This window comes from Sphingobium sp. TomMM15 (assembly GCF_055397045.1).
On record NZ_AP027314.1, the window covers coordinates 2205001 to 2229994 of the forward strand.

Here is a 24994-nt window from a genome sequence, read left to right on the forward strand (position 1 = left end):
GCAGGCGCAGTCATCACCTCGCTCACTTTGCGTTTCAACACGGCCGCACCGTCCCGCGCGATTTGATGGACGAGGTCGCGTTCGGAAAAGATGCCCAGCACTTGCCCGTCACCGACGACAGGGACGCAGCCGATCCGCCGTTCGGACAATAATTGAACCACGGAAAGAACGCTGTCGTCGGGCCGGACCTGAGTGACTTCGCGTCCTTTGCCCTGCAGAATCGCGGTGATCGTCATGCCCCGTCTCCTTGCCGTTCAGACATTATGTGTCAGTCCCTTGATGATCCCACTTTCGTTCCCCAAAGAAAAGAGATGAGAGATAAACAGGGCCTCGATGATCCTCTGATTGCCGCAACCGCATGGGGACGGTTCCGCCGCATCATGTTGTGGATGGCAGTCGGTGGCGCGCTGTGCGTCGGCGTCGCGCTTGTCTGCTTGCGGATATGGGCTGGACCGATGCCCTTCCACATGATCCTTGCCACCATCATCGGGGTTTGGTTGACCTTCATGCTGGGGACCGGATTGATGGCGCTCGTGTTCCTGTCGAGCGGGACAGGACACGACGATCAGGTCATGGACCCGCTGAAAGACGAGGTATCGATCGATGACTGAAAAAAGGGGTGAACTGGTTCTGCGGGTGGTTCCCGGCATCACCCAGATCAACACCAACGGCCATATTTTTGGCGGATGGATATTGAGCCAGATGGATATCGCGGGCGGCATCGTGGCGGGCCGACTGGCCGAAGGCGCAGTGGCGACCGTCGCGATCGATGGGATGAAATTCATATCACCGATGCTGCTGGGCGATATTGTGACGGTCTATGCGCATGAGGAGCGCCGGGGGCGGACTTCGATGGGCATTCGTGTCGATGTGGTGGCGACGCGCGGGGCGGATCAGCAGCAGTTCGACCTTACCAGCGGCCTCTTCACCTTCGTCGCGCTGGACGACCAGCATCGGCCCCGGATTTTGCCCACGCGCTGAATTGCCACTGGTCGAATATGAAAAAGGGAGCGGCGCTAACGCCACTCCCTTTATTTCTATCCCGCCGCCTTTCTCAAGCAGCAGCTTAGATCATTCCGCCGCTTCGGCAGCCGGGCGCGCGCGGCGAGTGCGCTTGCGCGGCGCTTCCTCTGCGGCGGGCTCGCTGTCATTGTCGGCGCGCGCGATCGATGGCGGCAGGACGGAAAGATCCAGTCCTTCGCTGCCCTCCGACTTCGCTGTATCGGCCTTGCGGGGACGGCCCCGGCGGGCGCGGGGCGCTTCAGGCGCTGCCGCAGCTTCCGCTTCGGGCTGAGGCGCGGGCGAACGCTCCACCACAGGCGCGGGAGCTTCCGGCGCTTCCATTTCCTGTCGTTCGGCTGCTTCATAGGCAGGGCGGTCCCGGCGCGGCCGATCCCGACGATTCCGGTCGCGATTATCCTGCTGATCACGCGGCTGATCCCGGCGACGATCGCCTTCATAGCCACGCTCGAAATGCTGCTGCTGCTGCGGCTCGCCACGATTATCATCGCCCGCATATTCCGGAGCGTCGAAATCATCGCCTTCATAATCGACATTGTCTTCCGGTCGGCGGTAGCGCTGCTGCTGCTCCTCCTGCCGGGCGCGATTGTCGGCCAGCACGCGGAAATAATGATCGGCAAACTGCAGATAATATTCCGCATTAACCCGGTCGCCCGCCATCTGGGCGTCACGAGCCATATTCTTGTATTTTTCCAGAAGCTGGACCGCGTTGCCGCGTGCGCGGTTGTCAATCCGGTTGCCGCTATCGCCACCGCCCCGGTTACCGCCGCTGGGACGTCCGTTATTGTTGTTCCGGCCGCGATTCCGGCGACCGGCCTGCCTGTTGTTGATCAAGAGCTGGTCCTTGCGTTCACTTTGCCATAATTCACTGAAAACATTGGTCAGTCGCTATCCTAAAGCACGGCCTGCTTATCAGGCCGGGTAGGGCTCCGCCGGACAGGGGCTGCGCGATAGCCCTTGCCCTTACGCTGCCAGAGGCGCCTGCGCAGCAGCGCCGTCGTGACTTTGAAGGAGCGGGAAAACGGCCTTTTCTCGGCTAAGCCCCACAGAGCAGATCCTCAGGATAATGCCGTCCCTGCTCCTCATGTAGTGTCTTTGGCGGGATAAACCAAGCAAATTTCACTTGCCCCCGAGCAATTCCGGCGCGTGCGGTTCGCAGGCTGATCAGCACGAGGATCAGGAGCGCTCAAAGCTATGGAGAAGGAGTAACGATCAGGCAACGGTCATGTCCCGCCATATCCTTACGCACGGCCACGCCAAGTCCCTGTTCATGAAGCAGGGCGGACACGCTTTTTCTCTGGTCATGACCGATCTCGATCGCCGCCACGCCGCCTTCGGCCAGCAGCCGGACGATCATGGGCGCGATACGCCGATAGTCGTCCAGGCCGTCGACACCGGCGAAGAGGGCGCTTGCAGGTTCATGCAACACATCGCCCGCAAGGTCGGCGTTGCTTTCAATATAGGGCGGGTTGGCCAGAATGAGGTCGAACCGATCAGCTATCCCCTCAGCCCAGTCGCCCAGTTGAAAGGCCGCGCGCCCGGCAAGCCCGAGATGTTCGGCATTGGCCCGGGCAACGGCGAGCGCGGCGGTGGAGCTATCCACGCCGATGCCCGTCGCCTGCGGCCAGTGATCCAAGGCCGCGAGCAGCAGCGCGCCCGATCCGGTGCCAAGGTCCAGGACGCGTGCCGGTGCGCGGCCTTGGAAATGGTCAATCGCGGCCTCGATCAGCGTTTCGGTGTCTGGGCGCGGGATTAGTACATCGGGCGTCACCCGCAGGCTGATCGTCCAGAAATCGCGCACTCCGGTGATGTAGGCGATGGGTTCGCCTTCAATCCGTCGATCAATCAGCGCGCCAAAGCCGGAAGGCACCGTGAGGTCTTGCTGGCGAAGTAGCAATTCATTGCGACTGATGCCCAGCGCATGGGCGAGGAGCAGTTCCGCGTCGAGACGCCCTGTATCACTGACATTTTGGAGCCGGGCAGCCGCATCGCGAAGCGCCTGGGCGATGCTCACCCGATGCCGTCCAGTTGAGCGAGGCGCGCGGCCTCATCCTCGGCGATCAACGCGTCGATGATTTCAGCGAGCCCCGGCCCTTCCAATATTTCCGGCAGCCGGTGCAAGGTCAGGTTGATGCGGTGATCCGTCACGCGGCCCTGCGGGAAATTATAGGTGCGAATGCGTTCGGACCTGTCGCCTGACCCGACCATCGCCTTGCGCGCACCCGCTTGCTCGCTCTGCGTTCGTTCCCGCTCCGCTTCGTAAAGCCGGGCGCGGAGAACCTGCATGGCCTTGGCCTTGTTCTTGTGCTGCGATCGTTCGTCCTGCTGCGTCACCACGATGCCGCTCGGCAAGTGCGTGATACGCACGGCGCTGTCGGTCGTGTTCACATGCTGCCCGCCTGCGCCCGATGCCCGGTAGATGTCGATCTTGAGGTCGCCGTCGGCGATCTGCACATCGACCTCCTCTGGTTCAGGCAGCACCGCGACGGTCGCGGCAGAGGTGTGGATACGCCCACCGCTTTCGGTGACGGGCACGCGCTGCACGCGATGGACGCCGCTTTCGAACTTGAGCTTGGCAAAAACGCCGATGCCGTTGATGCTGGCGACGACTTCCTTGAAGCCGCCGACTTCAGCGGCATTGGCGGAGATCATCTCCATCTTCCAGCCCTGTGCATCAGCATAGCGCTGATACATGCGGAAAAGGTCACCGGCGAAGAGCGCGGCCTCATCGCCACCCGTTCCAGCGCGGATTTCCAGCATGGCCGGGCGCGCGTCGGCGGCGTCGCGGGGAAGCAGTTGAAGTGCCAGGGCGCGTTCGGCATCCGGCAGCTGACTCTTGATCAGCTGCATTTCCTCCTGCGCCATCTCGCGCATCGCGGCATCCGCCTCGGCACCATCGCCGCCCGCCATATATTCGAGCGCCTGAAGCTCCTGCCGAAGCCGCCGCACCTCATGGGCGGCGCGGGCTACCGGCTCGATCTCGGCATATTCCTTGGACAGCCGCACGAACTCCTCGGGCGCGAGGTCGGCGCGCGTCATCGACGCCTGCACCTCGTCCCGGCGCGCCTCGATCTGCGCGATGCGTTCGGCGGAGATTTGCATCAAAGAGCCGTCAGCTTCCCGACTAGATCGGCCAGCGGCACGGCCTGCTGTTCACCCGAACGCAGGTCGCGCAAACCCGCTTCGCCACGAACCAGTTCATCGTCGCCGATGATGACCGCCCAAGCGGCACCCGAAGCATTGGCGCGTTGCATCCGCTTCTTCATATTCCCCCGAAAACCCATGTCGCACATAATCCCGGCGCGGCGAAGATCAGCGACCAGGCCAATCGCCTTCGCTTCTGCCGCCTCGCCCAGCGGGATCATGACCACTGCGGGCGCGGAAGGTTCCGGCGCATCGATCAGCATCGCAAGCCTCTCTATCCCCGCAGCCCAGCCGACGGCCGGGGTCGAGGGACCACCGAGATTTTCGATCAGCCCGTCATAGCGGCCTCCGCCCAGCACGGTGCCCTGCGCGCCGAGCCGGTCGGTGATGAATTCGAAAGCGGTGTGACGGTAATAATCGAGGCCGCGTACCAGACGGGCATCGCGTTCCCACGCCACGCCCGCCGCATCAAGGCCCGCCGTCACCTTGCCGAAGAAGTCGCGCGCTTCATCGGTCAGATAAGCGTCGATATCCGGCGCGCTGTCCGCCACGGGGCGGTCGCGCGGGTCCTTGCTGTCGAGGATGCGTAGCGGGTTGCGATGCAGACGGTCGAGACTGTCCTCCGACAGCTGATCGCGATGCGCCTCGAAATGGGCGACCAGCGCGGCGCGCCACGCGTCACGGCTGGCCGCGTCCCCCAGCGTATTGAGGTTCAGAGTGACGCCATCGGATACGCCAAGCTCGCGCAGCAACTGGTCGGCAAAGACCAGCAATTCGACATCCGCGCCCGGCTCGCCCGCGCCGATGATCTCGGCATCCAATTGGTGAAACTGGCGGAAACGGCCCTTTTGGGGGCGCTCATAGCGGAAGAGCGGTCCGTGGGTTGCCACTTTGAGCGGCGAATATTGTTGCCAGCCTTCGGTAACATAGGCGCGTGCGATGCCGGCGGTGAACTCGGGACGCAGGGTTATACTGTCGCCGCCACGATCGTCGAACGTGTACATTTCCTTGGAAACGACGTCGGTGCTTTCGCCAAGCGACCGGGCGAACACCGCCGTTGCTTCGAAGACCGGCACTTCGACGCGATGAAAGCCATAGAGCCTGCGGACCCGTTCAAAGGTCGCGACCACATGGGCGAAACGTTCCTGGAACGCTTCCGCCGTGCCCCCCAGCATGTCTTGCGTGCCGCGCACCGGGCGCGGGGTTTCAATTTTCGCCATGGGGATGCGCCTTTAACGGCAAAGAAGGCTCAAGGAAACGCGCTTTTTTTGTCAGATAATTTCGTCGCTGTTCTTCGCGGTGGACGCATAGATTTTGGTTCGTCATGCTGAGTTCATGAGGCAATTCCTGCCACGTCTTTCACGGAGACAGCCATGATCCGCAGCCTTGCTGCCGCTTTCCTGCTTTCCACAGCCATCATCACCCCGCTCGCCGCTCAGGATGCCGTAAGGTCAAGGCCCGCTGCCCTGCCGGTGAATGACGCCAGCCCCGCGCCGCGCGACATCCCCTACCCCGGCGGCACCATAAGGCTGGAGGTGGACGCGACCGACACGACTCAACGAATCCTCCGGGTGAAGGAGCATATCCCCGTCGCGTCGAGCGGCCCAATGACCCTGCTGGTGCCCGAATGGCTGCCGGGCAACCATGCGCCGCGTGGCCAGATCGAGAAGATCAGCGGCCTCACCTTCACCGCCGATGGCAAGCCGGTCGGCTGGAAGCGCGATCCACTCAACGTCTACGGATTCGTCGTCGACGTACCGCAGGGCACGCGAGAAATCACCGCTTCCTTCCAGTTTCTGTCGGCCACGCAGTCCAGTCAGGGGCGCGTCGTCGTCACGCCCAAGATGCTGAATATCCAGTGGGAGTCGGTTTCGCTCTATCCCGCAGGCTATTATACTAGGCAGATTCCGGTTCAGGCCACGGTGACCTATCCCGATGGCTGGCAGGCGGCCACCGCGCTGCGCGGGCGGAAGACCGGATCGACCGTCGCTTATGAAACGATCGACTATGAAGCATTGCAGGATTCGCCGGTATTCGCCGGGCGTTATTTCAAGCCGGTGGACCTGGGCCATAACGTTACGCTGAATATCGTCGCCGATGATGCCGACGAGCTGGAGGCCAAGCCAGACCAGATCGCCAGGCACAAGAAGCTGGTCGATGAAGCGGGCGCCCTCTTCGGCACCTATCATTTCGATCATTATGACTTCCTGTTCGCCATCACCGACGAGATGGGCGGCATAGGCCTGGAACATCACCGATCTTCTGAGAATCAGGTCGAGCCGGGCTATTTCAAAAAATGGGGGGATGGCGAGGCGCTGCTCGATCGCAACCTTTTGCCCCATGAGTTCACCCATAGCTGGGACGGCAAGTTCCGCCGCCCGGACCTGCTGTGGACGCCCGACTTCAACGTGCCGATGCAGGACAATCTGCTGTGGGTCTATGAAGGGCAGACGCAATTTTGGGGCTATGTGCTGGGCGCGCGGTCGGGCCTGTTTTCCAAACAGGAGACGCTGGACGCCTATGCTCATATCGCGGCCAAGCTCGACACGACGCGCGGGCGCGAGTGGCGGCCGATGGAGGATACCACCCACGATCCGATCATTTCCGCTCGCCGTCCCAAGGGCTGGACGAGCTGGCAGCGGTCGGAGGACTATTATAATGAAGGGCTGATGATCTGGCTGGAAGCGGACGCGATCATCCGCAGGCAGACGCGCGGGGCAAAGGGCCTCGACGATTTCGCCAAGGCTTTCTTTGGCATAAACCCCGGCGATTGGGGTCAGGTCGTCTATAATCGCGACGATGTCATCAAGACGCTGAACGGGGTTGCGCCCTATGACTGGGCCGGATTCTTCGCGCGATATGTCGATAGCACGACGCGCGAGACGCCCAAGGGCGGCTTTGCCATGGGCGGCTACAAGCTGGTCTATGGCGACACGCCAAACGCCTTCACCAAGGCCGCCGAGGGCAAGAATATCGACCAGAGCTTCGGCGTTGGCCTGATCGTCAAGGGCGACGGCGAAGTCTCCAACGTCGTCTGGGACAGCGCCGCGTTCAAGGCGGGGCTGGCGGTAGGCACGAAGATCGTCGCGATCAACGGGGACGAATATTCGGGCGAGGTGTTCAAGGCAGCGCTGAAGGCCGCCAAGCCGATGCAGATCATCGTCAAGCAGGACAGATATTACCGCACTTTGACGCTCGCTTATTCCGGCGGCCTGCGCTATCCGCGCCTCGAAAAATCAGGAGAGGGTGAAGGCAGCCTCGATCGGCTGCTCAAACCAAGGACATAATCACCCGCAACGCCAATTTGCATCAAAAGGCTTGAAGTCCATGAATATCGAACTGATCCCGGTTGGGGACGATCCGCCCAACAGCCTGAACGTCATCATCGAAGTGCCGATTGGCGGCGAACCCGTGAAATATGAATTCGACAAGGCGTCGGGCGCGCTGTTCGTCGATCGCATCCTGCATACTCCGATGCGTTATCCGGCCAATTACGGCTTCGTGCCGCACACCCTGTCGCCTGATGGCGATCCGCTGGACGCGCTGGTCATCGCCCGCTCGCCCTTCGTGCCCGGGTCGGTCGTGCGCGCTCGTCCGATCGCCGTGCTCAATCTGGAAGATGAAGCGGGTGGCGACGAAAAGCTGGTCTGCGTTCCCGACAACAAGACCTTCCCCTATTATAGCGACGTCGATGAAAAGGACGACCTGCCCGGCATCGTGATGGAGCAGATCGAGCATTTCTTCACCCACTATAAGGATCTGGAAAAGCAGAAGTGGGTGCGCATCGGCACATGGGGCGGCGCGGAAGATGCGCGCCGCATCACGCTGGAAGCAATCGAGCGCTATCAGGCTGACAAGAAGGCCGCGTAAGCGCCGTCGAGAGAAATAAGGGGCCGCGCGGGAGATATCCTGCGCGGCCCTTTTTGTTTGGTTTATTCCGTCATGCCAGCGAACGCTGGTATCTCAGGATAGGGTGCGCAAGCAGGCCCGAGATCCCAGGTTTCGCTGGGATGACGGCACCCGGCGGAGAATGCTCCCCCTAAATCAGCCGGTCCGCCTCCAGCGCCGCCGCCAGCGAATCGCGCCCGCGCGGCAGACGGGCGTGGAGCCGTGCATCAGCCTCGGCCAGCCGCTCGACCCCGATCGTCAGCTGCTCCTCAGGCAGCGTGAAGGGCAGGCGCAGGAAGCGCTCGAACGCGCCGCTAACACCAAAACGCGGACCCGGCGCAACCCGCACACCATGACTTTCGGCGATCGCGGCCAAGGCAGTCGCTTCGGCGCGCGGTAGCTCGGCCCAGAGCGAAAGCCCGCCCGCAGGCGATTCGACACGCCAGTGCGGCAGATGCCTGTCGATCTCGCCGATCAGATGATCCCGACGGGACCGCAGCAGGTCTGCCCGCGGTCCCAACCCCTCATCGCTGTCGATCAACTGTGCGACGGCAAGCTGCTCCACCACCGGACTGGCCATATCCATTGTCGTGCGCAGGCGGCCGAGCGCCGCGATCGTCTGCGGATCGGCGCGAATCCAACCGACGCGCAGTCCGCCCCAGAAGATCTTGCTCGCCGATCCCATGGTGATGACATGACGCCCCGACGGGTCATGAATCGCCACCGGTGGCGGGGCGGGAAAGTCGAGCCCCATCGCCACCATGGTTTCATCGATAATCAGTGGCGTGTGCGTACGCGTGGCCGCTGCGACCAAGGCGCGCCGTGTCGCGGGGTCCATGCTGCGGCCGGTCGGATTGTGAAAATCCGCGATGACATAGGCAAAGCGCGGGCTTGTCTGGCGGAACGCCGCCTCCATGGCGTCAATGTCCCAACCTTGCGCGGGAAGGCCAACGGGCACCGGAACGACATGCGCGCGCTGCAACGCCTGAATGACATTATGATAGGTCGGATGATCGATCACGGCCCGGTCGCCCGGCCCCGTCAGCCATTGCAGCAACAAGGCAAAGCCCTGCTGTGCGCCGTTGGTGACGATGATCTGGTCTGGACTGGTGGGGCAGCCGCGCCGTTCGAACTGCGCGGCGATCGCGCGGCGCAACGGCGGCAGGCCGAGCGGATCATAGCCGAGGTCGCCCAGAAAGGCCGGCAAGGCTTCAACCGCCGCCTGGCAGGCGCGCCCTACCCCCGGCGCGGCGGGCAGTGCGGCATGAGTCCAGTTGAGGATGTTCCCGCCAATGGGCAGGTCCAATTCAGGCGGTTCGGGATGTATCCGGCCGGGCGGCAGACGCGTGACGCTGCCCGAACCCTGACGGCTTTCCAGATAGCCCTCATCGCGCAACCGGTCGAACGCAGCCGCGATCGTTGTCCGGCTGAGGCCCAGCGCGGCGGCCAGTTCCCGTTCGCCCGGCAGTCGCACGTTCAGCCCTACCCGGCCATCCAGCACCAGCATCCGCAGTGCATCGGCCAGTTGGCGATAGGCGGGTTCGGCGCTCTCGGCGACCCGCCAAGCACCCAGCAGTCGAAGCAGCGAGGGCGAACGAAGAGCAGAATTGGACATGGACGCGACTCTTTCCGATCAGAAACAGAAGTCCACTTAGAAACCACAGGCTATTTTGTAAAAGGCCAATATATTCAGTGCATCAACCGGCCACCAACCGGATCGACGCGCTCGACACCCAGCCGCTAAGGCACGGCCCGGCATAGGCTTGCTTCCGCTCAACCGGCTCGGACAGGCCGCAATCGGTCGGCGGCTGCGGCACGACGACCACCCCAAGCCACTTTTGGTCCAGACTGCGGGTGCATACGAGGGCTCTCGCCCCTTCCGCCAGACGTCCGACCTCCTGCGCCTCGGCAAAAGGCGCAGCACGGATCGCCAGGCCCTGAGCGCCGACGCGCACCGCCTGCCCCATGGCGGCACAGGCATCCAGTCGCGGGCCATCCTCGCCAATGGTGACAGGGCGTGTGATCTTCGCTCCCAACTGGGTTTCGGGCATGTCATCGCGCGGTGCTCCGGCGATGGAGCTGTTGGGCAACTGCTCCAGCACATCACTGCTATCGGAACAGGCGCCAAGCATCAGAAACAGGGGGATGATAGCGCGCATGCGCCCCTGATAGACCGGCCCATCCTCAAGCGGAAGTCGGCATGTTTCGCTTTAGTTTCTTTGGGGCTTTCCCTATATGCTCAGGCATGAGCGAGGAAAGTCAAAACAGCCCCAACACCAACGCCTATGGCGCCGACAGCATCAAGGTCCTGAAAGGCCTGGACGCCGTGCGCAAACGGCCCGGCATGTATATCGGCGATACCGATGATGGCTCGGGCTTGCACCATATGGTGTTCGAGGTCAGCGACAACGCGATCGACGAGGCGCTGGCCGGACATTGCGACCGCATCCTGATCACGCTCAATCCCGATGGGTCGGTCAGTGTCGAAGACAATGGCCGCGGTATCCCTACCGACATTCACAAGGAAGAAGGCGTGTCTGCGGCCGAGGTCATCATGACCCAGTTGCACGCGGGCGGTAAGTTCGAGAACACATCCGACGACAATGCCTACAAGGTGTCGGGCGGCCTGCACGGCGTTGGCGTGTCGGTCGTGAACGCGCTCAGCGAATATCTGGACCTCAACATCTGGCGGGACGGCAAGGAGCATTATATGCGCTTTGCCTATGGCGATGCCGTCGCACCGCTCAAGGTCATTGGGGACGCTCCCGAAGGCAAGAAGGGCACGAAGGTCACCTTCCTTCCCTCGACCGAAAAGGCCCCCGGCGACGGCGGCACCTTCAAGAACCATACCGAGTTCGACTTTGAAAAGCTGGAGCATCGCTACCGCGAACTGGCCTTCCTGAACTCCGGCGTGCGGTTGTTCCTGGCCGATGCCCGGCATGAGGAGAAGAAGGAAGTCGAACTATTTTATGAGGGCGGCATCGCGGCCTTCGTGAAATATCTTGATCGCAACAAGACGCCGCTGATGCCCGATCCGATCGCGATTTCGGGCAGCCGCGACGACGTGACCATCGACGTCGCGCTGGAGTGGAACGATTCTTATTATGAGAACGTCCTCTGTTTCACGAACAACATCCCGCAGCGTGACGGCGGCACGCACCTTGCGGCCTTCCGCGCGGCGCTGACACGAACCCTCAACAATTATGCCGACAAATCCGGCATGTTGAAGAAGGAGAAGGTGTCCCTGACCGGCGAGGACATGCGCGAAGGCCTGACCGCGATCGTGTCGGTGAAGCTGCCCGATCCCAAATTCTCGTCCCAGACCAAGGACAAGCTGGTCTCCTCCGAAGTCCGTCAGCCGCTCGAAAGCCTGATGGCCGACAAGATGGCGGAATGGCTGGAAGAGAATCCGGGCCACGGCAAGATGATCATCCAGAAGGTGATCGACGCCGCCGCCGCCCGTGAAGCTGCGAAGAAGGCGCGCGAACTGACCCGGCGCAAGGGTGTGATGGACATCGCCTCCCTGCCGGGCAAGCTGGCCGACTGTCAGGAACGCGACCCCGCCAAGTCTGAACTCTTCCTGGTCGAGGGCGATTCGGCAGGCGGTTCGGCCAAGCAGGGGCGCAACCGGCATAATCAGGCGATCCTGCCTTTGAAGGGCAAGATCCTGAACGTCGAGCGCGCGCGCTTCGACCGGATGCTGTCGTCCAAGGAAGTCGGCACGCTCATTCAGGCGATGGGCACCGGCATCCGCGACGATTTCAACCTGGAAAAGCTGCGCTACCACAAGATCGTCATCATGACCGACGCTGACGTCGATGGCGCGCATATCCGCACGCTGCTGCTGACCTTCTTCTACCGCCAGATGCCGCAGATCATTGATGCCGGGCACCTCTACATCGCCCAGCCGCCGCTCTACAAAGCGACCCGGGGCCGTTCAGAAGTTTACCTGAAGAATGAAGCGGCGCTGGAGCAGTATCTGGTCGACAATGGCGTTGATTCCATGGCGCTGGAAACGACCGGCGGCATGCGTTCGGGCGAAGACCTGCGTTCGCTGATCGAGCATGGCCGCCGGATGCGCGCAGTGATGCGCTATGTGCCGCGCCGCTACAATCCCGCCATCATCGAGGCGCTGGCCATCAACGGCGCGCTTGATCCTGAACTCGGCCATGACGCGCAGGCGGAACGACTGACGGCGACTGTCAAGTGGATGGACGCGCAGGATGACGAGGGCCGCTGGAGTGGCCGTATCGCCGAAGAAGGCGGCTTCCATTTCGAGCGACTCTGGCGCGGCGTGACCGATCACCACATGATCGAACATGGCTTCATCGGCTCCGCCGAAGCGCGCAAGCTACACTCCATCGCTGCCGAGGAAGCCGACAGCTATCGCACCACCAGCCGACTGGTCACCGCAAAGGCGGCCGCTGCCGCCGAAGAGGCGGGGGAAGACGATTTGCCGGTGGTATCCAAGGGCGCGGTCGTCGTCACCCGGCCCAGCGAATTGCTGGAAGCGGTGCTGACGGCAGGTCGCAAGGGCCTCGCCATTCAGCGTTACAAGGGGCTTGGCGAGATGAATGCCGAGCAGTTGTGGGAAACCACGCTGGACCCCGACAACCGCTCGATGCTGCGCGTCGAGGTTGAGCAGGCGGACGTTGCCGACGAGATTTTCACCCGTCTGATGGGCGATGTAGTCGAACCCCGGCGCGAGTTCATTCAGGACAATGCGCTGAACGTCGCCAATCTGGACGTCTGATCCTGGTAGAGTGAAGCGGCTCTTACAGCCGCTTCAACTTATCAGCCTGACAGCAGTCAACGACCATTTGGACGCTCCACCCGGGGGGTCGCATGTGTTCGTGATCGTTGCGTTTCCGCTGAAGGACAGGCGTAGCGCAACCATCTGGAAGCAGGTGAGCGACATGCCCGATGTGCCGTTGAACGTCAGCGTATCGTTCGGGAAATAGAAGGCGCCACTGAGGGTCGAATTGGAATTGCCGTTGACCTGGCAGCACTGATTGCTCGCCGCCGCCCTGCTGTCCCGATAGATGGTGATGCCGCTATAGGTGCCGCTGGTGGATTGAGAAAGATCGACCTCCGCTCCACCGTTGATATCCATCGTCGCGAAACTGTTCGCGTTATTGGGCGTCGTGCTGGTCAGCACGAAAGTGCAGCCCATGCAGGTAAGATGGCCCTGAGCGCCAACTTGCAGGCCCGCATTATTCGCCCCATTGGCCAGGTAGTAGACGCCCGGCTTCAGCGTCAGGGTGCCTTGGACATTGATCGTTCCATAGCAGCCCGGTGCATAAGGACTTCCGCTGCTGCTATCGACAGTCGCCCCCGAAGAGACATTAATGACATTCCAATTGCTGCCGCTCTTGCACTTCCCATTGGATACATCGCTGGTGCTCGGGTCCAGATTGGTACCCGCGAAGGGATCGGTCAGCGCTGCATGATTGGGCATGAGCATGGTGCCAGCGGCATAGGCGGTGGATGACGGGATGCCGCCCATCGCGACGATCGGCGAAACCTTCACGGTCGGCTGGCCGTTCACGTTCACCGCATTGCTGCTGATCGAATTGGTGCCCGCGCCGCATCCCAGATCGAGTGTCGAGTTGCCCGCAAAGGTGATCCCGGTGTTGTTGCCACTCTCCTTGGCAAGGAAACATACCTTGCCATCGGAAACGACCGCCGCCCGGGCCTCAGCGGCCACGGTGGACGTAGACATGCCAAACAGGGCCATCAAGGCCGTGGGCTGAGTGCTGGCCAAACGGACATACATTGCCGAGGTGTAAGTGGTGCCACCACTGGTAGTATAAGCCCCCGGCGTGATCGTAGACGTGGCTCCGGGGACAAGAGCATTCTGTGTCAGCGCCTTGTTCGCCTGAGCGGTCGCCGCGCTATTGCCCTGGCTCTGATAGAGCGAATAGGCGCCTGCCATCGCCGCGGAGTCGGCCTCCCGCTGCAATTCCCGCTTCACATGCGAAAGCTGCATGGTGTGGACACCAAGCCCCGCCGCGCCGATCATGACGGGAAGCGCCAGCGCCGTCAGCATGAGCGCATTGCCCCGGGCGTCAGACCAAAGCGTGCGAAGACGGGACAAGCAATTGAGCAATGGCATCGTCAGCTCCTCGGCTTTAGCTCGTGACATAGGCTCTGCGCGTTTCGGACAGCGCGATCGTCTTGCTGCCGAGCAGGAAGTTGATGGTGACATTGTAGCCCATCGTTATGGTGACATAGTTGGGCTTCGAACTGGTCGTGAACGTGACGGTCGGCGCAACGATGTTGGCCGAGTTCATCCCGAACTGCTTTGACGCTATTCTTGCCTGTATGTCGGCCTCACTCGGCTTTGGCCACGTCGTTGCATAACGCGCGGCATCCTCGACGGTGCTCCTGAGCCCCGCCTGCGCATAGAAGAGTATCCCCAGCGCCGGAATCCCGATCAGCATTCCCAACAGGACTGGCGCTACCAGCGCGAATTCCAGCACACCGGCGCCACGGCAATCGCACGCAAGCTGATGGAGAAGGCGAAAAAGCCGTGTCATTGGATTCTCAGGACTCCGGTCGCGGAAATCGGCACGACGCCATTCGAGTTGGCCAGCATCTTCGCCAGCGAACCGAGCGCAAAGGATGGCGTGAAGGTCGTTGAAATCTGAATCTGCGTGTAGCGAGCGGTTTCGCCGGAGGCGCAGGGGTTGGCATTGGTGGTCCAGGTTGTCGCCGTGCCCCCGCACTCAAGTGTCTGGGTGACCGTCACGGCACTGGTCGGCACATTCGCCTGCGCTGCCGCCTGCGCCTGAATGTCGGTTGCGACAACGTCCGTGCCGCCCATCCATGACATCTCCAGACCGCGATTGACGGCTTGTTGGATTTTCATCTTAGCCGCGCCGTAACGGGCCGCATCGACCGTGCCCATGAGGATGATGGCCAGGAAAGGCGCAACCAGCGCCGTTTCAACAAGGGCGATGCCTGATGTCTCGGCCCTGAACCTGGCCAAAAGTGCCCGGAGAGACGCCCGATCGGCGGCAGACGTGGGACAACGCGGCGAATCAGCGCTCGCCTCGCTGCACGACAATCGGCCAAACATAGAAGGACGCATTGAAAATCCCCTTCGCTCGGGGATTTTCTACTCAACACATGCTGTTCATTTGCCTAAACAACATGGTTAATCATCTGCTAAGATGCTGTTTATGCTTCGGTATATATCCGAGGGTATATTAATTAACAGTAAAGAGGCGAGGGAAATATGAAGGCATGGCTGTTCGTTGCAGGCGCTCTTCTGCTCGCGGGTTGCGGCCGGAAAGAAGACATGGGTGAACATCGTGCGAAAGATACGCCAGTCGCGGAAACGCCCATTTTGAACCAGCAGGCGGATCATGACGAACCAGCAAATGTCGCCGACGCGCCAACCCCGCAACCTCCCCCGGAAAGAGTGAATACCGCACCGCTCAGCAACGAAACGCGCTATCGCGCTCTGGGAACCGAACCCTTTTGGGCGGTAACGGTCAAAGGCTCGGTTGCCACGCTGGAGCGCCCGGACAAGGCGCCCGTTCATTTCTCCGTCAACCGGACGGATGACGGTCGCGCCGTGCGGTATCTGGCGGACGGATTTTCGATGACCGTGACGGACGGACCATGCAACGACGGCATGAGCGATGCGCATTGGGCCGATCGCGTCGCGCTGTCTTTTGGCGAAGGAACTTTGAAGGGCTGCGGCGGAGTGCGCGAAGACTTCTAATCCGTCCGCATCGCCTCTGCCACCAGCGCTTCGGCCTCCATCAGCAGGGCATCTTCTGCCGCCGCCTGCGCGACCTGTTCGCGGCCGATCAGGATCAGCACCGGCACCGCCAGCGGGCTTACCCGGTCCAGATCAATATGCAGCATCGTTGCCGAAGCGCGATCGATCAGGTCGCCCAGCCGCCCGACATCCGTCATGCGCGCGCGGGCGTCGGCCCAGGCAGCCTTCAACAGCAAATGATCCGGCTGATATTTGCGCAGAACGTCATAGATGAGGTCGGTCGAGAAAGTGACCTGTCGCCCGGTCTTTCGCTTGCCGGGATGCTGACGTTCGATCAGGCCCGCGATGACGGCGACGTCCCGGAACGCGCGTTTCAACAGGCTCGATTGTTCGACCCACTCAACAAATTCATGATCCAGAATGTCGGCGGAAAACAGGCTCTGCGGGTCCGTCACGGGTTTCAGCCCGTAGACGGCGAGCGCATAGTCATTGGATACGAAACCAAGCGGCATCAAACCCTGCGCATCCATCCGGCGGGTGAGCAGCATGCCGAGCGACTGATGCGCATTCCATCCTTCAAAGCTGTAGCAGATCAGATAATGCCGCCCTTCATGCGGGAAGGTTTCAATCAGCAGTTGCCCCGGCTCAGGCAGGGCTGAGCGATATTTCTGCACCTCCAACCACTCCCGCACATCGTCGGGAAAGCGGTGCCATTCTTCCGGCTCGGCCAGGAAGTGCCGCACCCGATCGGCGAGCCGCGTGGACATTGCCATGCGCGTGCCACCCCAGGCGGGCACCCGCGCCTGCTTCGACGTCGCGCGCACCACCAGGTCGGTGACATCCATCCGCACCACCTCCAGCGCGAGGCCGGAAAAGAAGAAACTGTCGCCCGGCCGCAGCGTAGCGGCAAAGCCCTCCTCCACCGTCCCGAGCTTGCGGCCGTTAGCGAACCGGACGTCCAGCACCGGCTGGTCGACGATGATCCCGGCATTCATACGATGCTGCTGAATGAAGCGCGGGTGCGACACGCGCCATATCCCGTCCGCATCATGGGTCAGCCGCTTGAACCGGTCATAAGCGCGCAGGGCATAGCCGCCCCCTTCGATGAAGTGCAGGACGTTGGCGAAGCCCTCATCGGTGAGCGCGCTATAAGGCGTCGCCGATCGGATTTCCTCCAGCAACTCTTGTTCCGCGAACGGCGCGGCGCAGGCGAGCGCCATCACATGCTGGGCCAGAACGTCAAGGCTGCCGGTACGAAAGTCATCGGCATCCCGCTCCCCCGCCTCCACCGCGTCAAGCGCAGCCCGCGCCTCTAGATATTCAAAGCGGTTGCCGGGAATGATGATGGCTTCGCTCGGTTGGTCCAGCCGGTGATTGGCGCGACCGATGCGCTGGAGCAGGCGGGACGATCCCTTGGGCGCGCCCATCTGGATCACGCAATCGACATTGCCCCAATCAACGCCCAGGTCGAGGCTCGCGGTCGCGACGAGCGCGCGAAGCCTGCCATCGGCCATCGCATTTTCCACCTTGCGCCGGGCCTCCACCGACAGGCTTCCATGATGGATGCCGATGGGCAGGTTCGCCTCATTCGCGGTCCACAATTCCTGGAAGATCAGCTCGGCAAGCCCCCGCGTGTTGCAGAAGACCAGCGTCGTCTGCCGCCGCTCGATTTCGGCCATGACCTGCTTGGCGGCATATTTGCCGGAATGGCCTGACCAGGGGATGCGCCCTTCCGGGATCAGGATCGTGACCTCGGGATCAGCGCCCTGCTCCCCCATGACCGGCGTCACACTGTTGATGTCACCGTCAGGCGCAAGCCAGGCCCGATAGGCGTCGACATCCGCCACGGTCGCGGATAGCGCGACGCGGCGCAGTCCGGGATTGATCCTCTGCAACCGCGCGAGCGACAGGCTGAGCAGATCGCCGCGCTTCTGGGTGGCGAAGGCGTGGACCTCATCAATGATCACCGTCCTCAACTGCGCGAACATCAGGAAGCTGTCGGGATAGCTCAAGAGCAGCGATAGCGATTCAGGCGTGGTCAGCAGTATCTGCGGCGGCCGCGCCCGCTGCCGCGCCTTGCGATCCGAAGGCGTGTCGCCGGTGCGCGTCTCGACCCGGATCGGCAGGCCCATCTCCTCGATCGGGGTAAGCAGATTGCGCCGCACATCGACCGCCAACGCCTTGAGTGGCGATACATAGAGGGTGTGCAGCCCCTCGGCCGGTTCTTCGATGAGGTCGGCAAGCGTCGGCAGGAACCCCGCCAATGTCTTGCCCGCGCCCGTTGGCGCGACGAGCAGGGCATGATCCCCTGCCCTTGCGGCTGCCAGCATGTCCATCTGATGACGACGCGGCGACCATCCGCGCGCGGTGAACCATTGCTCCAGCGGTTCGGGAAGGCGTTGGTTCATAGCGATAGATGTAGGAACGCGCGCAGCCCCTGTCACGATCCCCGCGCGATGTCATGGCGATAACATAATTGCCGGAATGGCTGATCTCTTTCCCCTCGAAAGGCGTTACACTCCTGGCATCATAAAGAGGCGGCAAAGGCCGCAAACGCAGGAGAAACAGCGATGACCGGCGAGACAGAGGCCGACCTTTCCGGGGCCGAGCCCCCGCGCAAGCGCCGACGCGCCAAGCCAGCCATTATGGAAATCGGTGGACGCAAGCTGAAGCCCGCGACGCTGATGATGGGCCATGGCTACGACCCGATGCTGTCGGAAGGATCGCTCAAGCCGCCCATATTCCTCACCTCCACCTTCGCTTTCGAAAGCGCCGCCGCAGGCAAGCGGCATTTTGAAGGCGTCACCGGGATCAGGCCCGGCGGCGCGGAAGGGCTGGTCTATTCCCGCTTCAACGGCCCCAATCAGGAAATTGCCGAAGACCGGCTGGCCGTGTGGGAAGAAGCGGAAGACGCCCTGCTGTTTTCCAGCGGCATGTCGGCAATCGCGACCACGCTGCTCGCCCTCGTCCAGCCCGGCGATGTGATCGTCCATTCCGCGCCGCTTTATGCCGCGACCGAATCGCTGATCGGCCGCATTCTCGGCAAGTTCGGGGTGCAATGGCTCGATTTCCCGGCCGGTTCTACGGAGGAGGAAATCAGCGCGGTTATCGAACGGGCAAAATCGCTCGGCCGCGTCGCGCTCATCTATCTGGAGAGCCCGGCCAACCCCACCAATGTGCTCGTGGATGTGGAGGCGGTCGTGGCCCGCCGTGACCATCTCTTCGCCGGAGAGGCGCATTTGCCTCCGGTTGCGATCGACAACACCTTCCTCGGCCCGCTCTGGCACCACCCGCTGGCCCATGGCGCGGACCTCGTCATCTACAGCCTCACCAAATATGCGGGCGGCCATAGCGACCTTGTGGCGGGCGGGGTTCTGGGGCCAAAAGACCTCATCAACACCATCCGGCTGATGCGCAATACGATCGGCACGATCCTCGACCCGCACAGCGCCTGGATGCTCCTGCGCAGTCTCGAAACCCTAGAACTGCGGATGAGCCGGGCTGGCGAAAATGCGGCGAAGGTCTGCGCCTGGCTGAAAGACCAGCCGCAGGTGGAAAAGGTCGTCTATCTTGGCTTCCCCGAAACGGAACGTCAGGCGGACATCTACAACCGCCACTGCACAGGTGCGGGATCGACCTTCTCGCTTTATCTTAAGGGTGGCGAGGCTGAGGCTTTTGCCTTCCTCGATGCGCTGAAGATCGCCAAGCTGGCCGTCAGCCTTGGCGGCACGGAGACGCTCGCCAGCCACCCGGCAGCGATGACGCACCTGTCCGTGCCCGCCGAGCGCAAGAAGGCTCTGGCGATCACCGACAATATGGTGCGCATCTCGATCGGCTGCGAGGATGCCGATGACCTGATCGCAGACTTCGCGCAGGCGCTGCAGGCCGTGGGATGAGCGGCAGTCGACCTTTAGTCCTGGTCGGGCAGCCACTGCTGGCGCCGTTGCTGAAAGTCCTTTCACCCTTCTACGACGCCCGGCCGCTGTGGGAGGAGGAGGCCCAGCGGCAAGCCGATGCCAAGGCCATAGTTTGGGCTGGCGAATTCCCGCTTTCCGTTGCGCTGCTCGACGCCATGCCGCAGCTCCGCCTCATCGCCTGCTTCACCGTCGGCTATGACGGCATCGATCTGGAGGAAGCGGAAAGGCGCGGCATAGCCGTCACGCATGGCGCGGATGCCAATGCGGAGGACGTCGCGGATCACGCCATCGGCCTGATGCTCGCGCATCGCCGCGCGATCGTCGAAGGCGACCGGCAATTGCGCGCGGGCCTTTGGACAGCAGAATCGGACCGGCTTACCCGTTCCATGAATCAGGCCCGGCTTGGCATCGTCGGCATGGGGCATATCGGGCAGGCTGTCGCCCGGCGAGCGGAAGCGATGCGAATGCAGATCGGCTGGTGGGGTCCGCGTGACAAGCCCGGCTTGCCCTGGCCGCGATCCGAAAGCCTAAAGGCTCTGGCCCAGGACAGCGACATATTGCTGGTCGCCGCCCGCGCCGACAGCAGCAATCGCGGGATCATTAGTGCCGACGTCATGGATGCACTCGGCCGCGACGGGCTGCTCGTCAATGTCGCGCGCGGGCAATTGGTGGATGAGGAGGCCTTGAGGCGGGCTTTGCGTCAGGGAACACTGGGCGGAGCGGCGCTGGATGTGTTCCAGCAGGAACCCACCCCCGCCGACCTCTGGAAGGATGTGCCCAACTGCGTCTTGACGCCACATATCGGCGGCGCCACGCAGCAAGCGGTCGCGCGCATGGCCGCGATGGTGTTGGCGAATCTGGAAGCCTTCTTTGCCGGAAAAGCTGTACCCAACCGGGTCGGTTTTCACTGACCCTGCACCTAAGCCCAGTCCACCCGCGTCCACCCGCGCTTCGCCGCCAGTCTGGCGAGCGGCTTATGCGGATTGGAAGCGAAAGGCATGTCGGCGAATTCCAGCATTGGCGCATCGGACACATGGTCGGAATAAGCCCGGATCTGCGCATGGTCACGGTCGATCGCTTCCGCCGCCATCCACGCCTTGATCATCCGCAGCTTGCCGGTGTCGTAGCAATTCTCGCCCGCAATCTTCGCGCGCACATAACGCAGGTCCTGGCTCAAATGGTCGGTCGCGATCACCGCGTCAAACCCCAGCCTGCGGGCGATCGGCTCCACATAAAGGCGGTAGGATGCGGTGGCGAGCACCAGCCGGTATCCATCGGCCCTGTCCCGTGCGATCTGGTCGAGGGCGCCCGCGCGGACATTGGTCGCAACGACCTTGGCCGCATAGCTTTCGACATGCGGCATCAGCCTGGCGCGCTCGACATTGAAACCGATCATCAGCGCCTGATTCAGCTCCTTCAGCCGCTGCCGACTGATGAGCCTCATCACATAGGCGAGCATCAGCAGGATGACGCAGGGCAGCAGCACCAGCCGCCATGGGGCCAGGCCTTTGGAAACATGTATCAGGAAGCCCGTATAGGTGCCCGAAAAGGTCACTGTGCGGTCCATATCGTATATTGCCAGACGGTGCGTCATGCCGTTTCCGAAACTTTTGCGCCTTGCTATCGTTCTACCGTGCGGATGGGCCGTTTCGGCTTGCCGTGCAACCGATAATGGACCACTAAACCGCCTTGATGAACAAAGCCGCCGATCTTGCCGAAGAAACGCGCGATGGCGGTGCTGTCATTCGGCTTCTCGGGCATTTTTCCATTGCCTGCCTGGGCGATCTGCCCGCCCGCCTCGACGCGGTGTCGGGGCCGGTCGCTGCCATCGACCTGTCCGGCATCGACCATATGGACACGATCGGCGCCTGGACGGTCCACCGTACCGCGAAAAGACTGAGTTGCGAGCTAACTGGCGGCAATGAAGATGCCCGGCGCCTGATCGAGGCCGTGGGCAAGCTGGACGAGCCGGTCAACATCAGGCCCGACTATGTTCCCCCGTTACAGCGCGTGGTCGGCCAGATCGGCGAAGCGGTGGTCAATTCCTTCACCACGCTTCTCGGCCTCCTCGGCTTTTTCGGCGCGACCTTGGTCGCAAGCTGGAACGTTATCCGGCATCCCAGCAAGTTCCGCGTCAACGCCGTGGTGCAGAGGTTCGAGGTCGTCGGCGTCTCCGCGCTCGGCATCATCGGCCTCATGAGCTTCCTGATCGGGATCGTCATAGCCCAGCAGGGATCGGTGCAGTTGCGCCAGTTCGGCATGGAGATGCTGACGATCAACCTCGTCGGCCGCCTGACCTTCCGCGAACTCGGTGTACTGATGACGGCGATCATGGTCGCGGGCCGATCCGGCTCAGCCTTCGCCGCGCAGCTCGGCACCATGAAGCTGACCGAGGAAGTGGACGCGATGCGCACCATCGGCGTGTCGCCCATGGAGGCGCTGGTCCTCCCCCGGACGCTGGCGGTTGTCATCATGATGCCGCTGCTCGGCTTCTATTCCTCCATCGTCGCGGTAATCGGCGGCGGGTTCCTGTGCGCCGTCTCGCTGGACATCCCGCCGATCACCTTCATTCAGCGCTTGCGAGAGGTGGTGCCGATCACAGACCTTTGGGTTGGCCTGCTAAAGGCTCCCGTCTTTGGTATCATCATCGCGCTTTCCGGCTGCTTCCAGGGGATGCAGGTGAAGGGTAATGCGGAGGAAGTCGGGCTGCGAACCACGGCTGCCGTTGTCCAGGCGATCTTTTTGGTGATTGTGATCGATGCGTTTTTCGCTGTCTTCTTCACTTGGCTAGGGTGGAACTGATGGCCGAGGAAGAAGAAGCGGCCGCCGAAGAGGCGCGCGTCGACAATGCCGTCGCAAAAAGCGAGATCGCCATCTCCGTCAGGGGCCTTAAGAACAGCTTCGGCGATCAGGTCGTGCATGAAAATCTCGACCTCGACGTGCGTAAGGGCGAGATATTGGGCGTCGTCGGCGGCTCGGGCACCGGCAAGTCGGTATTGATGCGCTCGATCATCGGCCTCCAGACACCTGACGAAGGCGAAATCCACGTATTTGGCGAATCGATGATCGGCCGCCTGGATGACGAGGCGCTGGCCATCCGCAAGCGCTGGGGCGTGTTGTTCCAAGGCGGCGCGCTCTTCTCCACCCTTACGGTGGCTGAAAATGTCGAGGTGCCGATCCGCGAATATTATCCCAATATCGGGCCGCAACTGCGCGACGAGATCGCCGCCTACAAGATCCGGCTGACGGGTCTCCCCGCCGAAGCTGGTCCCAAATATCCCGCCGAGCTTTCAGGCGGCATGAAGAAGCGGGCGGGCCTAGCCCGCGCGCTGGCGCTCGACCCCGATCTGCTGTTTCTTGACGAACCGACTGCCGGGCTCGATCCGATCGGCGCAGCCGCTTTCGACGATCAGACGCGCAAGCTTCAACGGACGCTTGGCCTCACCGTCTTCCTCATTACACATGACCTCGACACGTTATATTCCATCTGCGACCGCGTGGCTGTGCTGGCGGACAGAAAGGTCATCGCGGTCGGCACCATTGATGAGCTATTGGCGACCGATCACCCCTGGATTCAGGAATATTTCAACGGTCCTCGCGGCCGCGCCGCGACGGCGGCCGTGACCCGCGAACGGGAAAAGACGGCGGCACAGCCATCGGACGGAAGGCGATAATATAATGGAAACCCGCTCCAACCATGTGCTGGTGGGCACGGTCACATTGCTGCTGCTGGCGGCGATCATGGTCACCGCCTTCTGGTTCTCTCGCCTCTCCGAAGGCGACAACATGGAATATGACATCTTCTTCAAACAGTCGGTGAACGGCCTCGCCAAGGGGTCGAGCGTCAATTATTCCGGCGTTCCTTCCGGACAGGTCGAAAAGATCGAGCTGTGGAAACGTGACCCCAGCTTCGTAAAGGTGCGCATCTCCGTGAAGGAAGGCACGCCCGTTCTTCAAGGCACCACCGCCACCATCGCGGGCGTTGGCTTCACCGGCGTCAGCGAGATCGTGCTGGACGGCGCCGTAAAGGGCGCGCCGCCCATCGGCTGCCCCGAGGAAAATCCCCTGTCCGCTTGTCCTGACGGCATCCCGGTCATTCCGACCAAGCCAGGGGCGCTTGGCGAACTGTTGAACAATGCGCCGCAACTGCTGGAGCGGCTCTCGACCCTGACAGAGCGCCTGACCGAACTGCTGAACGACAAGAACCAGCAATCGATCGCGGGCATCCTCGCCAATGTTGAGCGCGTGTCGGGCGCCCTCGCCGATCGCAGCCCGGAAATTGCAGCCACCCTTGCCGAAGCGCGTATCGCGGTCCAGCGCACGGGCATAGCGGCGGAACAGATCGGCAAGCTCGCCGCCACCACCGACTCAATGCTGACCGACGAAGGCAAGCCGCTGATGGCCGATTTGCGCAAGAGCGTGCAGTCCGCCACCCGCAGCATCGAAACGCTCGACAAGACGATCGCCGAAGCGCAGCCGGGCGTGCGCGCGTTCAGCAACCAGACCATGCCGGAAGTCAATCAACTGGTGCGCGACCTGCGTGAAATGTCCCGATCGTTCCGCGGCGTTGCCGAAAAACTGGATCAACAAGGTGCGGGGTCGATCGTTGGATCGCCCAAACTGCCCGATTACAAGCGATGAGAGGGACCGCGATGACGTTCCACAAGAAACCTGCCGCCCTTCCCATCATGCTGGCGCTCGCCGCGACGCTGTCAGGCTGCGTTTCCTTCGGCGGGAAGCCGCCCGAACGGCTGCTGTCACTCGACGCGGCGCAGAAGGTCACTCCTGGCACGCTCCGCAGCGCGACCGCGGGGACAACCATCACGGTTGCCGATCCGGAGGCGCCCAAGCTCCTCGACACCGTACGCGTTCCGGTGCGCACGTCGCCCACATCGATCGCCTATGTCACCAAGGTGCAGTGGGCCGACACGCCGCGTCACCTGTTCCAGAAGCTGCTGTCCGAAACCATCGCCGCCAGCAGCAACCGTATCGTGCTAGATCCCGGTCAATATTCGGCAGATGCGGGCCAGCGCCTGATGGGTGACTTGGTCGATTTCGGCCTGGATGAAGCAAGCAACAGCGCGGTGGTCACCTATGACGCCATCCTCGCGGGACCGGGCGGCACCGCGATCGCGCGCCAGCGGTTCACGGCGAGCGCTCCCATAGGCGGCAAGATCGATGCGACGACCATCGGCGCTCCACTCAACAGCGCCGCGAACAAAGTGGCTACCGACGTCGCGGCATGGCTTGCGGCCAGCGGGCGCTAAGCGACGATAGGCCATGCCGAACCTGT

At 62.4% G+C, this 24994-nt stretch carries 24 protein-coding genes (1 of these 24 cut by a window edge); 12 read left to right on the forward strand and 12 right to left on the reverse strand.

Annotation, left to right across the window (positions count from 1 at the left end; all coding sequences use genetic code 11):
• A protein-coding gene (locus ACZ51H_RS10995; RefSeq protein WP_464801835.1) for a CBS domain-containing protein crosses the window boundary here: on the reverse strand, positions 1–236 show its 5' portion. It extends 193 nt beyond the left edge of the window; the window shows 236 of its 429 coding nt (coding positions 1–236); the start codon lies at positions 234–236; the stop codon falls past the left edge of the window.
• A 75-nt stretch (positions 237–311) separates the two neighbouring features.
• Between ACZ51H_RS10995 and ACZ51H_RS11000 the strand changes: the two genes are divergently transcribed.
• Both ACZ51H_RS11000 and ACZ51H_RS11005 read left to right on the forward strand, forming a co-directional pair.
• Positions 312–611, forward strand: coding sequence for a hypothetical protein (locus ACZ51H_RS11000; RefSeq protein WP_464801836.1), 300 nt, complete (start codon positions 312–314; stop codon positions 609–611).
• Positions 604–981, forward strand: coding sequence for an acyl-CoA thioesterase (locus tag ACZ51H_RS11005; RefSeq protein ID WP_464801837.1), 378 nt, complete (start codon positions 604–606; stop codon positions 979–981). The genes ACZ51H_RS11000 and ACZ51H_RS11005 overlap by 8 nt, the downstream gene beginning before the upstream one ends.
• Positions 982–1071: 90 nt before the next feature.
• Here the strand turns inward: ACZ51H_RS11005 and ACZ51H_RS11010 are convergent, their stop codons facing one another.
• The 4 genes from ACZ51H_RS11010 to hisS all read right to left on the reverse strand — a co-directional run bounded on the left by ACZ51H_RS11010 (position 1072) and on the right by hisS (position 5384).
• Positions 1072–1854: a DUF4167 domain-containing protein gene (locus tag ACZ51H_RS11010; RefSeq protein WP_464801838.1), complete on the reverse strand. Its 783-nt coding sequence runs from the start codon at positions 1852–1854 to the stop codon at positions 1072–1074.
• A 358-nt stretch (positions 1855–2212) separates the two neighbouring features.
• The gene (gene prmC / locus ACZ51H_RS11015) at positions 2213–3034 is read right to left on the reverse strand and encodes a peptide chain release factor N(5)-glutamine methyltransferase (protein WP_464801839.1); all 822 of its coding nucleotides are present in this window, start codon (positions 3032–3034) and stop codon (positions 2213–2215) included.
• Positions 3031–4122, reverse strand: a complete 1092-nt coding sequence (prfA, locus tag ACZ51H_RS11020; RefSeq protein WP_449474483.1) for a peptide chain release factor 1 — start codon at positions 4120–4122, stop codon at positions 3031–3033. The genes prmC and prfA overlap by 4 nt, the downstream gene beginning before the upstream one ends.
• The gene (gene hisS / locus ACZ51H_RS11025; RefSeq protein WP_464801840.1) at positions 4122–5384 is read right to left on the reverse strand and encodes a histidine--tRNA ligase; all 1263 of its coding nucleotides are present in this window, start codon (positions 5382–5384) and stop codon (positions 4122–4124) included. The genes prfA and hisS overlap by 1 nt, the downstream gene beginning before the upstream one ends.
• 153 nt (positions 5385–5537) lie before the next feature.
• Here hisS and ACZ51H_RS11030 point away from each other — a divergent pair, with 153 nt between their 5' ends.
• Positions 5538–7451 (forward strand): M61 family metallopeptidase, encoded by a 1914-nt coding sequence (locus ACZ51H_RS11030; protein ID WP_464801841.1) that lies wholly within the window; start codon positions 5538–5540, stop codon positions 7449–7451.
• A 40-nt stretch (positions 7452–7491) separates the two neighbouring features.
• Positions 7492–8034, forward strand: coding sequence for an inorganic diphosphatase (ppa, locus tag ACZ51H_RS11035; protein WP_449474486.1), 543 nt, complete (start codon positions 7492–7494; stop codon positions 8032–8034).
• Between the two features lie 169 nt (positions 8035–8203).
• Here the strand turns inward: ppa and yczR are convergent, their stop codons facing one another.
• Positions 8204–9667, reverse strand: coding sequence for a MocR-like transcription factor YczR (gene yczR / locus ACZ51H_RS11040; RefSeq protein WP_464801842.1), 1464 nt, complete (start codon positions 9665–9667; stop codon positions 8204–8206).
• Positions 9668–9749: 82 nt separating this feature from the next.
• The gene (locus tag ACZ51H_RS11045; protein ID WP_464801843.1) at positions 9750–10211 is read right to left on the reverse strand and encodes a hypothetical protein; all 462 of its coding nucleotides are present in this window, start codon (positions 10209–10211) and stop codon (positions 9750–9752) included.
• An 86-nt stretch (positions 10212–10297) separates the two neighbouring features.
• Between ACZ51H_RS11045 and gyrB the strand changes: the two genes are divergently transcribed.
• Positions 10298–12805 carry a DNA topoisomerase (ATP-hydrolyzing) subunit B gene (gyrB, locus tag ACZ51H_RS11050; RefSeq protein WP_464801844.1) on the forward strand — a complete coding sequence of 836 codons (2508 nt, stop codon included), beginning with the start codon at positions 10298–10300 and terminating at the stop codon, positions 12803–12805.
• 33 nt (positions 12806–12838) lie between these two features.
• Here gyrB and ACZ51H_RS11055 read toward each other — a convergent pair whose 3' ends face one another.
• The 3 genes from ACZ51H_RS11055 to ACZ51H_RS11065 are packed head-to-tail and all read right to left on the reverse strand — an operon-like array spanning position 12839 to position 15043.
• Positions 12839–14167, reverse strand: coding sequence for a pilus assembly protein TadG-related protein (locus ACZ51H_RS11055; protein ID WP_464801845.1), 1329 nt, complete (start codon positions 14165–14167; stop codon positions 12839–12841).
• 16 nt (positions 14168–14183) lie between these two features.
• Positions 14184–14591, reverse strand: a complete 408-nt coding sequence (locus ACZ51H_RS11060; RefSeq protein WP_449474491.1) for a TadE/TadG family type IV pilus assembly protein — start codon at positions 14589–14591, stop codon at positions 14184–14186.
• A complete protein-coding gene (locus tag ACZ51H_RS11065; protein WP_449474492.1) occupies positions 14588–15043 on the reverse strand; it encodes a TadE/TadG family type IV pilus assembly protein in 456 nt (151 codons plus the stop codon). The genes ACZ51H_RS11060 and ACZ51H_RS11065 overlap by 4 nt, the downstream gene beginning before the upstream one ends.
• A 249-nt stretch (positions 15044–15292) precedes the next feature.
• Between ACZ51H_RS11065 and ACZ51H_RS11070 the strand changes: the two genes are divergently transcribed.
• Entirely contained in the window at positions 15293–15784 is a 492-nt protein-coding gene (locus ACZ51H_RS11070; protein ID WP_464801846.1) for a membrane-like protein, read from the forward strand.
• On the opposite strand, the gene ACZ51H_RS11075 is transcribed toward ACZ51H_RS11070, so the two are convergent.
• Positions 15781–18192, reverse strand: a complete 2412-nt coding sequence (locus tag ACZ51H_RS11075; RefSeq protein WP_464801847.1) for a ligase-associated DNA damage response DEXH box helicase — start codon at positions 18190–18192, stop codon at positions 15781–15783. The genes ACZ51H_RS11070 and ACZ51H_RS11075 overlap by 4 nt on opposite strands.
• Positions 18193–18354: 162 nt before the next feature.
• Between ACZ51H_RS11075 and ACZ51H_RS11080 the strand changes: the two genes are divergently transcribed.
• Positions 18355–19680: a cystathionine gamma-synthase family protein gene (locus ACZ51H_RS11080; RefSeq protein WP_449474495.1), complete on the forward strand. Its 1326-nt coding sequence runs from the start codon at positions 18355–18357 to the stop codon at positions 19678–19680.
• Entirely contained in the window at positions 19677–20612 is a 936-nt protein-coding gene (locus tag ACZ51H_RS11085) for a 2-hydroxyacid dehydrogenase (protein WP_464801848.1), read from the forward strand. Before ACZ51H_RS11080 ends, ACZ51H_RS11085 begins: the two co-directional genes overlap by 4 nt.
• 8 nt (positions 20613–20620) lie before the next feature.
• Here ACZ51H_RS11085 and ACZ51H_RS11090 read toward each other — a convergent pair whose 3' ends face one another.
• Positions 20621–21295: an HAD family hydrolase gene (locus tag ACZ51H_RS11090; RefSeq protein ID WP_464801849.1), complete on the reverse strand. Its 675-nt coding sequence runs from the start codon at positions 21293–21295 to the stop codon at positions 20621–20623.
• A 98-nt stretch (positions 21296–21393) separates the two neighbouring features.
• Here ACZ51H_RS11090 and ACZ51H_RS11095 point away from each other — a divergent pair, with 98 nt between their 5' ends.
• From ACZ51H_RS11095 to ACZ51H_RS11110, 4 genes are read left to right on the forward strand one after another with little or no spacing between them, the layout of a single operon-like run.
• Positions 21394–22503: an MlaE family lipid ABC transporter permease subunit gene (locus ACZ51H_RS11095; protein ID WP_464801850.1), complete on the forward strand. Its 1110-nt coding sequence runs from the start codon at positions 21394–21396 to the stop codon at positions 22501–22503.
• On the forward strand, positions 22503–23375 hold the full coding sequence (locus ACZ51H_RS11100; protein WP_464801851.1) for an ABC transporter ATP-binding protein: 873 nt from the start codon (positions 22503–22505) through the stop codon (positions 23373–23375). The genes ACZ51H_RS11095 and ACZ51H_RS11100 overlap by 1 nt, the downstream gene beginning before the upstream one ends.
• A 4-nt stretch (positions 23376–23379) precedes the next feature.
• The gene (locus tag ACZ51H_RS11105; RefSeq protein ID WP_464801852.1) at positions 23380–24342 is read left to right on the forward strand and encodes an MlaD family protein; all 963 of its coding nucleotides are present in this window, start codon (positions 23380–23382) and stop codon (positions 24340–24342) included.
• Positions 24343–24353: 11 nt separating this feature from the next.
• Positions 24354–24968 (forward strand): ABC-type transport auxiliary lipoprotein family protein, encoded by a 615-nt coding sequence (locus ACZ51H_RS11110; protein ID WP_464771542.1) that lies wholly within the window; start codon positions 24354–24356, stop codon positions 24966–24968.
• The last annotated feature ends 26 nt before the right edge of the window (positions 24969–24994 follow it).